This is a genomic window from Sphingomonas sp. ID1715, assembly GCF_013044515.1.
Lineage (GTDB): Bacteria > Pseudomonadota > Alphaproteobacteria > Sphingomonadales > Sphingomonadaceae > Sphingomonas_B.
In genome coordinates this window covers 196,960-210,237 of record NZ_JABEPR010000002.1, presented here as the reverse complement: position 1 = coordinate 210,237, position 13,278 = coordinate 196,960, and the positions used below count along the sequence as shown (strand labels likewise).

Below are 13,278 nucleotides of genomic sequence, written 5' to 3'. Positions count from 1 at the left end.
GGAAAAGCCTACTCTGGACGTTCGAACCGAACCTCGTCGGTGTCGCCGGCCTTGTCGCCGTCCAGGGCCTCCACTCTCAATGCGTAGTTTCCCGGACCCGAACGCGGCGCGCGGACATAAATGCGCCGCTTTTCAACCTGATCGGCGGGCACGGTCAGCGTCAGGCTGGTCGCGGCCTGTCTTTCGTTTGCAAGCGAGTCCCACATGGTGGCGCCGGGCAGTCCCTCGACGATGACGCGCACGGCGCGGGGCCGCGCCTCCATGTTCCGGATCTTGATCGTATAGGCATTGCGGATGTCGCCGTTCGACATCTGCACATAAAGCGGGTTGCGCTCCTGCGCGACGGACAGGTCGAGGCGGACGCGAGCGCCCAGCGACAGCACCATCGCAATGCCGATCGCGGACCACAGGCCGAAATAGAGAAGGGTGCGCGACCGCAGCAGCGTCCGCTTGATCGGCACCGGCGGCGCGCCCGCCGCTTCTACCTTGCAGTCCTCCAGCGTCGCATAGTCGATCAGCCCGCGCGGACGGCCGATCTTCGCCATCATCTCGTCGCACGCGTCGATGCACAGCGCGCAGGTGATGCATTCGAGCTGCGCGCCGTTGCGGATATCGATGCCGGCGGGGCAGACCTGCACGCAGGCCATGCAGTCGATGCAGTCACCGCTTTTCGCATTGACGTCGATCACGTCGAGCTGCCGCTTCAGCCCGTGGGTGCGCGGTTCGCCGCGCCAGTCCTTATAGGTGACGATCAACGACCGTTCGTCGAGCATGGCAGATTGGATCCGCGGCCAGGGGCACATATAGTTGCACACCTGCTCCCGCATCCACCCGGCAAAGACATAGGTGGTGGCGGTCAGCGTCGCGACCGTCGCGTAGGCGACATAGGCCGCCTGGCCCGTGGCCAGGTCGCGCAAGAGCGTCGGCGCGTCGGCGAAGTAGAAGACCCAGGCGCCGCCGGTCAGCAGCCCGACCAACAGCCACAGGCTGTGCTTGGCGACCCGTTTCGCGACCTTCTCCAGGCTGAGTGGCGCCTTGCGGAGCCTGATCTGGGCATTGCGGTCGCCGTCAATCCAGCGTTCGATGTGCAGGAACAGGTCGGTCCAGACTGTCTGCGGACAGGCATAGCCGCACCAGGCACGTCCCACCGCCGAGGTGATCAGGAACAGGCCGATGCCTGCCATCACCAGCAGGCCGGCGACGTAATAGAATTCGTGCGGCCAGATCTCGATCGCGAAGAAGTAGAAGCGGCGATGCGCGAGATCGACCAGCACGGCCTGATCGGGAGCGTATGGCCCCCGATCCCAGCGCAGCCATGGCGTCACATAATAGATCAGGAGCGTGACGGCCATGATCGCCCATTTCAGGCGCCGGAAAAAGCCGTCGACCTTGCGGGGAAAAATGTCCTGCCGCTTGGCGTAGAGCGGCTTCTTCTCCTCCACGCGCTCCATCACGCCCATGTTATTCGCCGCCGCCCAGGCTGTGCACATAGGCGGCCAGCATGTTGAGGGTGGCCGGATCCAGCTTCCTGTTCCAGGCCGGCATCACGCCGTAGCGCGCATTGGTGACGGTCTGGATGATCGACTCGCGGTCGCCGCCATAGAGCCAGATGGCGTCGACCAGATTGGGCGCGCCGAGCTCGCGGTTGCCCTTCAGATCGGGGCCGTGACAGGCAACGCAATTCGCTTCGAACAGCGCCGCGCCGCGCTGGGCGGACGCGCTGTTCTTCTCCGCCTTGCCCATGAAGCGCACATACGAGACCACGTCTTCGACCTGCTCGGGCTTCAGGATGCCGTCGCGGCCGAAGGCGGGCATCTGGCTCATCCGGGTGGTGTCGTCGCCGGGCTGGCGGATGCCATGTTCCAGCGTGGCACGGATGGTCTTCAGGTCGCCGCCCCACAGCCATTCATTGTCGTTGAGGTTCGGATAGCCCTTGGAGCCCGCCGCACCCGATCCATGGCACTGGACGCAGTTGACCTTGAACGCCGCACGGCCGCCTTCGACCGCGGTGCGCATCAGCGTGGGATTGGCTGCAATCTGTTCGACGTCGAGGCTGGCGAGCTGATGCTCGATGCCGGCGCGCGACTTCTTCACCTGTGCCTGTTCGTCGGCCAGTGCCCCGCGGCTCGTCCAGCCGAGCATGCCCTGCGACGCGCTGTTCAGGAACGGGATGGCCGGATAGGCGATGCAATATCCGATGGCGAAGACGATCGTGGCGTAGAAGGTCCACAGCCACCAGCGCGGCAGCGGGGTGTCCCGCTCTTCGATGCCGTCCCATTCATGGCCGGTGGTCTGTTCAACGATATCAGCCATTGTTCGGCTCCTCGTCGCGCAGCGGGATCAGCCGCGCGCTTTCATGTTGGGCCCAGGCGGAGGGACGCAGCGCGCGCCACAATGCCGTCAGGAAAAGCAGCAGCAGGAAGACGAGACCCCAGCTGTCCGCGAACTCGCGCGCGAAATGGTAATTCACTTCGCTTCCTCCTGCGCGGCGGCCGCCTTGGTATCGACCAGGGTGCCGAGCATCTGCAGATAGGCGACGAGCGCATCCATCTCGGTCACCCGCTTGGGGTCACCGTCCCAGTCGCGCACGGCGACACCCGGATAGCGCTTGGCGAAGGCGGCGGTGTCCGCTTCTGGATCGGCCTGCGCCGTCATGTCGGCAGCGGCGTTCTTCACCTGCGCGTCGGAATAGGGGACGCCTACCCGCCGCAGCGCGGTCAGCGTGGCGGACGCGTCCGGCGTCTTCAACTCGCGCTCGGCCAGAAAGGCATAGCCCGGCATGATCGACTCCGGCACCACGGCGCGCGGGTCCTTCAGGTGCTGGACGTGCCATTCGTCCGAATAGCGTCCGCCGACGCGTGCCAGGTCCGGCCCGGTTCGCTTCGACCCCCATTGGAACGGATGGTCGTACATCGACTCTGCGGCCAGGCTGTAATGGCCATAGCGTTCGGTCTCGTCCCGGAAGGGGCGGATCATCTGGCTGTGGCAGTTGTAGCAGCCTTCGCGGACATAGATGTCGCGGCCGGCCTGCTCGAGCGGTGTATAGGGCCGGACGCCCTTCACCTTCTCGATCGTGGAGTCGATCCAGAAGAGCGGCGCGATCTCCACGATGCCGCCGATCGCGACCGTGATGAGGGCGAGGACGAGCAGGAGCGTGACGTTCCGCTCGATCTTGCCATGGTCGAGGATTTTGGTTGCCATTGTTCGTGTCCTTACTCGGCCGGCACCAGCTCGGGCGCTTGCGGGGGACGTGGGGCGGCGACGCGGGCGGGGCCGATCGGCCGGTCGGCGTCGGGGTCGTAGGAGGCGTCGCTCAGCGGCGCTTCATCCCGGCGCTTGCCCCGGATCGTCTGCACGACGTTCCAGATCATGAAGGAGAAGCCGAGCAGGTAGAGCCCGCCGCCCATTGCGCGGATCAGGTAATAGGGCTTCATCGCCGCCACGACCTCCGCGAAGCTGTAGACCAGGTATCCGTCCGGCCCATATTCGCGCCACATCAGGCCCTGCATGATGCCGGCAACCCACATCGAGCTCGCGTAGAGGACGATGCCCGCCGTCGCGCACCAGAAGTGCCAGTTGATCATGCGCAGCGAGTAGAGGCGCTCGCGCTTCCACAGCCGCGGAACCATGAAGTACACGCAGGCGAAGGTGATCATGCCGTTCCAGCCCAGGGCGCCGGAATGCACGTGCCCGATCGTCCAGTCGGTATAGTGCGACAGCGAGTTGACGGCCTTGATGGACATCATCGGGCCTTCAAAGGTCGACATGCCGTAGAAGGCGAGCGATATCACCATCATCCGGATGATCGGATCGGTGCGGATCTTGTCCCACGCCCCTTGCAGGGTCATCAGGCCGTTGATCATGCCGCCCCAGCTGGGCATCCACAGCATGATCGAGAACACCATGCCCAGCGTCTGCGCCCAGTCGGGCAGCGCCGTGTAGTGGAGGTGGTGGGGCCCGGCCCAGATGTACATGAAGATCAGCGACCAGAAGTGCACGATCGACAGCCGGTAGCTGTAGACCGGGCGCTCGGCCTGCTTGGGCACGAAGTAATACATCATGCCGAGGAAGCCGGCAGTCAGGAAGAAGCCGACCGCGTTATGGCCGTACCACCATTGGGTGAGCGCATCCTGCACGCCGGCGAACAGCGAATAGCTCTTGGTGCCGACCAGGCTGACCGGCAGCGCCAGATTGTTGACGATGTGCAGCATCGCCACGGTCACGATGAATGACAGGAAGAACCAGTTGGCCACGTAGATATGCGGCTCCTGGCGCTTGACGATCGTGCCGAGGAAGACGGCGAGATAGGCGACCCAGACCAGGGTCAGCCACAGATCGACATACCATTCGGGCTCGGCATATTCGCGGCCGCCGGTAACGCCCATCAGATAGCCGGTCGCGGCCAGCACGATAAACAGCTGGTAGCCCCAGAAGACGAAGCGCGCGAGCGCGGGGAAGGCCAGCCGGGCGCGGCAGGTACGCTGCACCACCCAGAAGCTGGTCGCGATCAGCGCATTGCCGCCGAACGCGAAGATGACGGCGGAGGTGTGCAGCGGTCGCAATCGCCCGAAGCTCGTATATTCCAGCCCCAGGTTCAGCGCCGGAAAGGCAAGCTGCAGCGCGATATAGAGGCCGGCCAGGAATCCGGCGACACCCCAGAACAGGGTCGCGATCACACCCCAGCGGATCGGGTCATCGTCATAGCCGGTCGGCGCCGGCCGCGGCGCCTTGAGCCCCTGCAGCACCGCATAGTCGGCATTCTTCATTGCCCAGATGCCGGCGATGAGCGCCGCCGAACCGGCGATCGCCATATGGACGGCAAAGGCCTGATCGACCGTCACCATCATCCCCATTAGGGCGATCAAGGCTACGGCGAACCAGCCGAACGTCTTGAAAGTCAGCGTGTCCATTCTCTTGTCCCCTGCGCCCCACCGGACGCGTCTCGACGGAGCGGCAGGCCGCCTCGTCCGATTGGGAGCGAATGGCGTTTCGCACGTGCACAATCGATACGGAGTTCTACGGATGGGGTGCGGGGCCGCGCTCAACTATCTGGGGAGCCATGGAAATCGTGCCGCTCACCGCCAGGCCCCAGCCGGACTATGGTCAGATCTTCACCCAGGCGATCGGTCGGTTGCATGCCGAGGGTCGGTACCGGGTGTTCATCGACATTTTGCGCAACAAGGGGATGTTCCCCAACGCGCGCTGCTTTGCCGGGCATAATGGTCCGAAGCCGATCACGGTCTGGTGCTCGAACGACTATCTGGCGATGGGCCAGCATCCGAAGGTGATCGCGGCGATGGAGGAGGCGCTGCACGATGTCGGCGCGGGCTCCGGCGGCACGCGCAACATCGGCGGCAACACCCATTATCATGTCGATCTGGAGGCCGAGCTTGCCGACCTGCACGGCAAGGAAGCGGCTTTGCTGTTCACCTCGGGCTATGTCTCGAACGAGGCGACGCTGTCGACGCTCGCCAAGATCCTGCCCGGCTGCGTGATCTTTTCCGACGAACTCAACCACGCCTCGATGATCGCCGGCATCCGCAACTCAGGGTGCGAGAAGCGGGTGTGGCGGCACAATGATGTCGCGCATCTGGAAGAGCTGCTCGCCGCCGAAGACCCGGATACGCCCAAGCTGATCGCGTTCGAGAGCGTCTATTCGATGGACGGCGACGTGGCGCCGATCGCGGCGATCTGCGACCTGGCCGACAAATACGGTGCGCTCACCTATCTCGACGAAGTGCATGCGGTCGGCATGTACGGCGCGCGCGGCGGCGGCATCTCCGAGCGGGACGAGGTCGCGCACCGGCTGACCATCATCGAAGGGACGCTCGGCAAGGCATTCGGCGTCATGGGCGGCTATATCGCGGCGGACCAGGTGATCGTGGACGTGATCCGCTCCTATGCGCCGGGCTTCATCTTCACGACCAGCCTGTCGCCGGTGCTGGTCGCGGGCGTGCTCGCAAGCGTGCGGCACCTGAAGGCATCGAGCGCCGAGCGCGACGGCCAGCAGGCGGCGGCCGCTAGCCTGAAGCGCATGTTCGCAGACGCGGGCCTGCCGGTGATGCCGTCGACCACCCACATCGTGCCGGTGATGATCGGCGATCCGGTCAAGGCCAAGCGGATCAGCGACATCCTGCTCGCCGAGTATGGCGTTTACGTCCAGCCGATCAACTACCCGACCGTGCCGCGCGGCACCGAACGGCTCCGCTTCACCCCCGGCCCGAGCCACACGGCCGAGATGATGCAGGAACTGACCGACGCACTGGTCGAGATCTTCGGCCGGCTCGAACTGAAACGGGCGGCTTGAGCCTTAGCCGTCGGCCGACGCGAGAGGTGCTTCCGAAGCGGCCTGACGCACCATAACCATGTGAACGGACATCTTGAGGGCGCTTGACCCTGACATGATGTCAAGTCCTAGAGGGGTCTGCGTTGGAGGATTCGGATGATGAAACACGATCGCCACGCAGGACATGGAGCACACGGCCTGGGGAGGAACTGCTGCAGTTCCGGGTCAACGCCGACAGCGTCCACTGTCAAGGACCCCGTCTGCGGCATGTCCGTCGATCCGGCCGCAACACCTCACCATGCGCAGCATGAGGGTCATGAGTATCATTTTTGCAGTGCCGGTTGCCGGACGAAGTTTGTAACGGATCCCTCTGCCTACCTCGGCGACAGGCCTCGTCCCGAACCCAAAGCGACGCCCGGTGCAATGTGGACCTGCCCCATGCACCCGGAGATCAGGCGGGAAGGACCTGGCACCTGTCCCATCTGCGGAATGGCGCTGGAGCCGGAGGAGCCGTCGCTCGATGATGGCCCCAATCCCGAACTCGTAGACTTCACCAGACGCACATGGGTCGCTGGCGTCCTGACTGTGCCGCTGGTGATGGTCTCGATGGTCGCCGAAATGCTCGGGATCCATTTCGTGCCACCTGCCTGGAACCCATGGGTTCAGCTCGCACTGACGGCTCCGATTGTGCTGTGGGCGGGCTGGCCGTTCTTCGAGCGGGGATGGGCTTCGCTTCGGACGCGGCACCTGAACATGTTCACGCTGATCGCCATCGGCGTCGGCGCCGCCTTTCTCTACAGCCTGGTCGCCACGGTCTCACCCGGACTGTTTCCGCCCACCTTCCGCATGCGCGGCATGGTACCGGTTTATTACGAGGCAGCAGGGGTCGTTGTGACCCTCGTGCTGCTGGGACAGGTTCTGGAGCTGCGTGCTCGGGCCGCGACTGGACGGGCGATCCGCGCTCTCATGGACCTCGCGCCGAAGACTGCGAGAAGGATTTCTCCGGACGGCAGCGAAGCGGAGATATCTCTTGCCGATGTCTTCGTAGGCGACTGGCTCCGCGTCAGACCAGGCGAGGCGATCCCGGTGGACAGTGAAGTCGTCGAGGGCCGCTCCTCGGTCGATGAGTCAATGCTGACGGGGGAGCCTGCTCCTGTCCTGAAGGAGGTCGGTGCGACCGTTACCGGCGGAACTGTCAACACGACCGGCGCCCTCGTCATCCAGGCTCGGGCAGTCGGAGCCGACACCGTCCTGGCGCGCATTGTGAAGATGGTCGCCGAGGCGCAGCGCAGCCGTGCCCCGATCCAGGCAGTGGCCGACCGTATCTCCGGATGGTTCGTGCCGCTGGTCGTGGCGATCGCGGTTGCCACTTTCGTCGTCTGGAACCTTGTTGGGCCGGAGCCTCGCTTTGGCCACGCGCTGTTGAATGCCATTGCCGTACTGATCATAGCCTGCCCCTGTGCGCTGGGTCTGGCCACGCCGATGTCGATCATGGTCGGCACCGGCCGCGGTGCTCATGCCGGCGTTCTCGTCAAGAATGCCGAGGCGCTGCAGGCGCTGGACCGGGTCGACACTCTGGTCATCGACAAGACAGGGACACTGACGGAGGGCAGGCCGAAGCTGGTCGCCGTCGAGACGCTGGGCGAGGTGCGAGAGGACGAGTTGCTCTCGCTCGCTGCGGCTGTCGAAGCACGTTCCGAACACCCGCTCGCGCACGCGATTGTCGTGGCAGCGGAGGAGCGCGGCCTTGAAGTGCCCTCAGCCGAGGATTTCGCGTCGGTGACCGGAGCCGGTGTTTCTGCCCGCGTCGCCGGGCGCAGGGTCGCGATCGGAAACGGCACGATGATGCGCGCCGAAGGAGCCGACCCGGAGCCAGCACGCGCGAACGCTGAGGCAAGGAGGTTGGAAGGCGCGGGCGTGATGCTCGTCTCTCTTGACGGTCGTCTGGCAGGCCTGCTGGCCGTCGCTGATCCGCTTAAGGATTCTGCTCGCACGGCCATCGCGGATCTTCACACCGAGGATCTGCGAGTTGTGATGTTGACCGGAGATGGCCACGGTACCGCGGATGCCGTGGCCAGGATGATCGGCGGTATCGACGAAGTGCATGCTGATCTGAAGCCGGAGGACAAGGCGCGTATCGTCGTGGAGCTGAAGGCGCAGGGAGCCGTCGTCGCCATGGCGGGGGACGGTATCAACGATGCGCCTGCGCTAGCTGCCGCCGATGTAGGCGTCGCGATGGGAACCGGTACGGACGTGGCGATCGAGAGCGCGGGCATGACTCTCACCAAGGGTGACCTGTCGGCAATGGTTCGGGCGCGGCGGCTCGCCAGGGCAACGATGCGAAACATCCGGCAGAACCTGCTCTTCTCTTTCCTGTTCAACGGGATCGGCGTGCCGGTTGCCGCCGGCATACTCTATCCCGTCGCGGGCATATTGTTGTCGCCCATGCTCGCCGGGGCGGCAATGGCGCTGTCTTCATTTGCCGTCGTCACGAACGCGCTGCGGCTGAACGGAGCTCGACTGTGAACATCGGACAGGCTTCCGACGCCACCGGGGTGTCCCAGCGAATGGTTCGCCACTACGAAAAGATCGGGCTCATTCCGGCGCCTCCACGGCGAGACAGCGGCTATCGGGACTATTCCGACGAGGATGTGCATCGCCTGCGGTTCATCGCTCATGCTCGGGATCTTGGCTTCCCAATCGAGGAAATCCGTGAGCTTCTGGGCCTCTGGTTGGATCGCGATCGGTCAAGTGCCGACGTGAAGGCGCTGGCGATCGCGCGCGCCGAAGATCTTGGTAGAAAAGCGCAGGTGCTGGAGCGTATGCAAGCGACCTTGCTGGATCTCGCGGCGCGATGTCACGGAGATAGCCGACCGGATTGCCCGATAATAGCTTCGTTGGCCGACGGTGAGCGGACGTAACCGATGCCGCTTGATCGCCGGGCCGGAGCGGACCACAGGTGCCTCGGCCAGAGGCGCTGATCACTCCATGCCTGATCGAACTGACCCGAGCTTTCCCTGCAGCGACCGACGAGTGTTTGCTTCGGAGCAACTTGGAACTTGGCTCTGGTGGCCCGAGCGGCCACAACTCGGTCATCTGGACTCGTGACACTTCCGCCGAAGTGTCACATTTCAGGAATGGGTGCCTGGCGAGCTTTGCGGAAAGCGGGGACGCGATCGAAACTGCGGCCGGTCCACACATAGGCATCGAACATTCACTCAGGCTCGTCAGTCAGGTTCTTGTCGGTTGTCGCTAAAGGCAATGAGCTGTCGCGACGATAGTCGAAGCTGGGGGAGGGCCCGTCACCGTGGCCAGGTTTGCAGTGCCCGCGCTGTGCCTGCTTGCTCGTACTCAGCAGCCGAGCCCTCCCGAGACGAGATTCAATTTCTCCGGTGGCGCATACAGCACCCGAGCGGGCTGACGCATGGCTTCAATCCTGGTGTGGAAAGCTATGCTATACCAGCACAAACATGAACGAAGCCAAAGAAGCTACGTACGTTACCATGCGCCGCCAACAGACAGGTTGAGGCGAGGCGTGTGCGCGGACGTGCGTCAAAGGCCGCTGAAAGCCATGCGCAAAGTGGGCATGAGCGTGGGCAGGGATTTGTTTTGGAGAAGAAAACCGCTTGTTATTAACGGCAGCTGGCGGAGACGGAGGGATTAGAACGGCCATTCTATGCTATTGAATTAACTCAGAATTATTGCGCCAGCGAAGATTACGCCCACATTTACGCCCACACTTTTCCAGATTGTCGTTTTCGCTCGACAGAACCACCACTGTCTCCCCACTCGTCTCCTAACGATGTAACTTGAATGTCGGGTAGTAGTCGGCGATTACCGGCGCGAGGCGTCTGGACCCTGCATGGAATTGTAAGAGCAGATCCGCGCCGAATTGCATAGATCCTAAGTGTACCGGGGACGGGGCCGGTCAGGCCTGCAGCATGTCGGGCACCTCTTCTTTAACACCTGAGTGGAGTTGGCGCTGGCAGGATCGTGTCGGAGTTCACCCCGACCCAACTCGTCGACATACTCTGATGAAGATGTGTGCCCAGCCAGGAAGAAGCGCGCACGTTGCACCAGTAGATCGAACCGTCGCCTCAGTCCGGGAAGGTTGAGCGAATGACCCGTTCCGGGGGTGGCGCGAATCTCCGCCGCTCGCGTAATTCTGGAAACCAAGGCAACAATACCAGGGCGGACAACTTTTATGAGAGCGCGGCTTTCGCCGGTACCTGTGATGATAGTGATGGTTCTGGCTGGCCTAATGGCCGCGGCTGCCTTCACGCAGTTGGCGATAAGCCGTCCATGGCTGGGCCTGACGTTTGCCGTTCATGAATCTAGGGCCATCCACGTGGTGTCTGCGCCCGGCATGGATCTAACCGCGAAGCAGGTAACGGCCATTCGCGGGAATGATGGTCAAAGAGTTGCAATCGAGGCCGGTGACCTGATTGAAGAGCCGGACACGCTGGCAACCTATGCGGACATGCGACGCTTCTTTGCCCGCCAGTCGGCGCTGGCCGGTATGTTGCGCGCCCAGAGTATCTCGATCGAGGCACTGGACGGCGATACGCTGCGACAGATGATGGTTTCGCCCGCCAGAATGCGGCCGATCGGTGATCTTCCCGCCGCATTTTGGGTGCAGATGCTTGTCGGCCTGTCGAGTTTTTTGATCGGCGGCTGGGTCTGGGCCTTGCGGCGAGACGATTTGCCCGCGCGGCTGTTCGCCCTGGCCAGTCTTGGAATTCTGGTTTTCACATTTCCTGCCGCGCTTTACAGCACTCGTGAACTCGCCATCGATGGTGGCCTTTTCCGCGCCCTTTCGGTTATGAATCACGGCGGCGCCCTGCTTTTTGGCGCGGCGATGATCGCGCTGCTGCTGCGCTATCCGAGGAGTCTTGTTCCGACACGATGGCTCTGCGCGCCGTTCGTGTTGTTTGGGACATGGTGGCTGGCGGACAGCATGCAGCTGTTCGATGGGCCTCTTGTTGGTTCACAGTTGCCGACGATGCTCGAGATGATCGGCATCCTGCTGGCAGCCGCGCTGCAGTACTGGCGCTCGCGCCGTGATCCCCGCAACCGTGCGGTTGTGCGGTGGTTCGGTCTGTCGGTTGCAATTGGCTCCGGCGCTTTCGTCTTCACGGTGATCGCGCCCAGCCTGGTCGGTCTGACGCCGAGTTTGCCGCAGGGTTATGCCTTTACCTTTTTTCTCCTGATCCATGGCGGAATAGCTGTCGGCGTTGCCCGTTACCGCCTGTTCGACCTCGACCGATGGGCGTTCCGCATCCTGTTCTACATGACGGGCGCTGCACTGCTGATCGCGGTGGACGTGCTGCTCATATCGTGGGTCGCGCTGGACCGCGCGCCGGCTTTCGGGCTGGCGCTAGTGCTGGTTGCATTCCTTTACCTGCCCCTGCGCGATATGATTGCGCGTAAGCTGTTCCAGCGCGGCGGAGAGGTCAAAGCGAGGTTCCAGGACATGCTTGCCGTCGCCCTCGCAGACGGCGAGACGGAGCGCATGGCCCGCTGGCGTGACTTGCTCACGCGAGTGTTCCAGCCGCTGAATATCGTGCCGGGTGATAGCATCGCTCAGCCTACCGTCCTTGACGATGGCGCAGCCCTTGCCATCCCCGCCACCGGAGTGTTGCCGCCTCTGCGGCTTGAACACGCCATGCACGGTCGGCGTCTTTTCTCGTCACGAGAGCAGACAAGGGCGGGTGAACTTTGCGCTATGTTGGATCACGCAATCGCAAGCCGCCTTGCTCACGAACAGGGTGTTGCCGAAGAGCGCCAGCGCATCACCAGCGACATGCACGACAATATCGGCGTGCAACTGCTCGGCGCGCTGCACAGCCGCGATCCGGTGCGGAAGGATGAACTGATCCGCGACACGCTAGCGGACCTGCGGGAAATCATCAACAACAGCGCCGGCGAGCGGCTGACCCTGGCCGAACTGATGGCCGACCTCCGCGTAGAGATTGCCGACCTGCTGTCATCCGCAGGCATCGGGCTGGTCTGGCAGATGGACACTGCGGCGGAATTGCCGCCCCAATCGGTAGCCGCCATGCGCTCGATCCTGCGCGAAGCCGTGGGCAACGCGCTACGCCACGCCGAAGCTTCGACGGTCGGCATACGCCTATGTGACACGCTGGGTGGCCTCGTTCTGACGATTGCGGATGACGGAAAGGGCTTCGATCCTGACACTGCTCAGGCGGGCAACGGCCTGCGCAACATGCGTTCGCGCGCGACCGCGCTTCACGGCACGCTGACCGTTTCGCACGGAGCAGCCATGGGGATGCGCGGAACGGTGATCGAAGTGCGCTTTCCGCTGGAAAGCGTGGCGGCATGAAATCTGTGCTGATCCTGGAAGACGTATCGGAAACGCTGCACTGGCTCGGCGAGATCGCGGCCGAGGCGTTCCCGGGCTGCGGGGTGACGGGCGCATCCAGCGTGAACGACGCGCTGGCCGCAATCGGTCGGCAGTCCTTTGACCTGGCCCTTATCGACTTGCGCCTGCCCGACGGTTCCGGTTTTGACGTGCTGCGCCGCCTGCGCACGGCCTTTCCCAACACCATCTGTGTCGTCACCACTGCTATCGCTGATGACAGCTCGATCGTCGGCGCGCTGTCGGCGGGCGCATCCGGCTATCTGCTGAAGGAGCAGATGCGCGAAGGAATCATCCGCCAATTGCAGCAGATCAACGAGGGGGTTCCGGCGCTATCACCCTCGATCGCGCGGCGGATCATGGAGCATTTCCGGCGGACCGGGCCAGCGGCGGGCGGAACCGGCGACTTGACAGCGCGTGAACTGGAAGTGCTGACCCTGATCGGACGGGGCATGCGCAATGCGGAGGTCGCCGCGCAGCTTATGCTCAGCGAGAACACGGTCTCAGGCTATATCAAGGTGATCTACCGCAAACTAGGAATTTCCAGCCGGGCCGAAGCGTCATGGCATGCTGCGCAGCTTGGCCTGTCCTACGGGGGAAAAGAATGAGAATG

Annotated in this window: 10 protein-coding genes; 5 read left to right on the top strand and 5 right to left on the bottom strand. The window is 63.5% G+C overall.

Annotated elements, in window-relative coordinates:
* Positions 1 to 8: 8 nt before the first annotated feature.
* Genes ccoG through ccoN form a run of 5 tightly spaced genes read right to left on the bottom strand, consistent with a single transcriptional unit; the run spans position 9 to position 4,910 of the window.
* Positions 9 to 1,451, bottom strand: a complete 1,443-nt coding sequence (gene ccoG, locus HJG53_RS05885) for a cytochrome c oxidase accessory protein CcoG (protein ID WP_171129645.1) — start codon at positions 1,449 to 1,451, stop codon at positions 9 to 11.
* 10 nt (positions 1,452 to 1,461) lie between these two features.
* A complete protein-coding gene (gene ccoP, locus HJG53_RS05880) occupies positions 1,462 to 2,313 on the bottom strand; it encodes a cytochrome-c oxidase, cbb3-type subunit III (RefSeq protein ID WP_171128544.1) in 852 nt (283 codons plus the stop codon).
* A complete protein-coding gene (locus tag HJG53_RS05875) occupies positions 2,306 to 2,470 on the bottom strand; it encodes a cbb3-type cytochrome c oxidase subunit 3 (RefSeq protein ID WP_171128542.1) in 165 nt (54 codons plus the stop codon). The genes ccoP and HJG53_RS05875 overlap by 8 nt, the downstream gene beginning before the upstream one ends.
* Complete coding sequence (gene ccoO / locus HJG53_RS05870; protein WP_171128540.1) at positions 2,467 to 3,201, bottom strand: cytochrome-c oxidase, cbb3-type subunit II; 735 nt, start codon at positions 3,199 to 3,201, stop codon at positions 2,467 to 2,469. Before ccoO ends, HJG53_RS05875 begins: the two co-directional genes overlap by 4 nt.
* A gap of 11 nt (positions 3,202 to 3,212) precedes the next feature.
* Positions 3,213 to 4,910 (bottom strand): cytochrome-c oxidase, cbb3-type subunit I, encoded by a 1,698-nt coding sequence (gene ccoN / locus HJG53_RS05865; protein WP_171128537.1) that lies wholly within the window; start codon positions 4,908 to 4,910, stop codon positions 3,213 to 3,215.
* Positions 4,911 to 5,059: 149 nt separating this feature from the next.
* Here ccoN and hemA point away from each other — a divergent pair, with 149 nt between their 5' ends.
* The 5 genes from hemA to HJG53_RS05840 all read left to right on the top strand — a co-directional run bounded on the left by hemA (position 5,060) and on the right by HJG53_RS05840 (position 13,273).
* Complete coding sequence (gene hemA, locus HJG53_RS05860; protein WP_171128534.1) at positions 5,060 to 6,307, top strand: 5-aminolevulinate synthase; 1,248 nt, start codon at positions 5,060 to 5,062, stop codon at positions 6,305 to 6,307.
* 138 nt (positions 6,308 to 6,445) lie between these two features.
* Positions 6,446 to 8,812, top strand: coding sequence for a heavy metal translocating P-type ATPase (locus HJG53_RS05855; RefSeq protein ID WP_171129643.1), 2,367 nt, complete (start codon positions 6,446 to 6,448; stop codon positions 8,810 to 8,812).
* The gene (gene cueR / locus HJG53_RS05850; RefSeq protein WP_171128532.1) at positions 8,809 to 9,207 is read left to right on the top strand and encodes a Cu(I)-responsive transcriptional regulator; all 399 of its coding nucleotides are present in this window, start codon (positions 8,809 to 8,811) and stop codon (positions 9,205 to 9,207) included. The genes HJG53_RS05855 and cueR overlap by 4 nt, the downstream gene beginning before the upstream one ends.
* Positions 9,208 to 10,520: 1,313 nt before the next feature.
* Positions 10,521 to 12,629 carry an ATP-binding protein gene (locus tag HJG53_RS05845; RefSeq protein ID WP_254447616.1) on the top strand — a complete coding sequence of 703 codons (2,109 nt, stop codon included), beginning with the start codon at positions 10,521 to 10,523 and terminating at the stop codon, positions 12,627 to 12,629.
* Positions 12,626 to 13,273 (top strand): response regulator, encoded by a 648-nt coding sequence (locus HJG53_RS05840; RefSeq protein ID WP_171128527.1) that lies wholly within the window; start codon positions 12,626 to 12,628, stop codon positions 13,271 to 13,273. Before HJG53_RS05845 ends, HJG53_RS05840 begins: the two co-directional genes overlap by 4 nt.
* Positions 13,274 to 13,278: the final 5 nt, after the last annotated feature.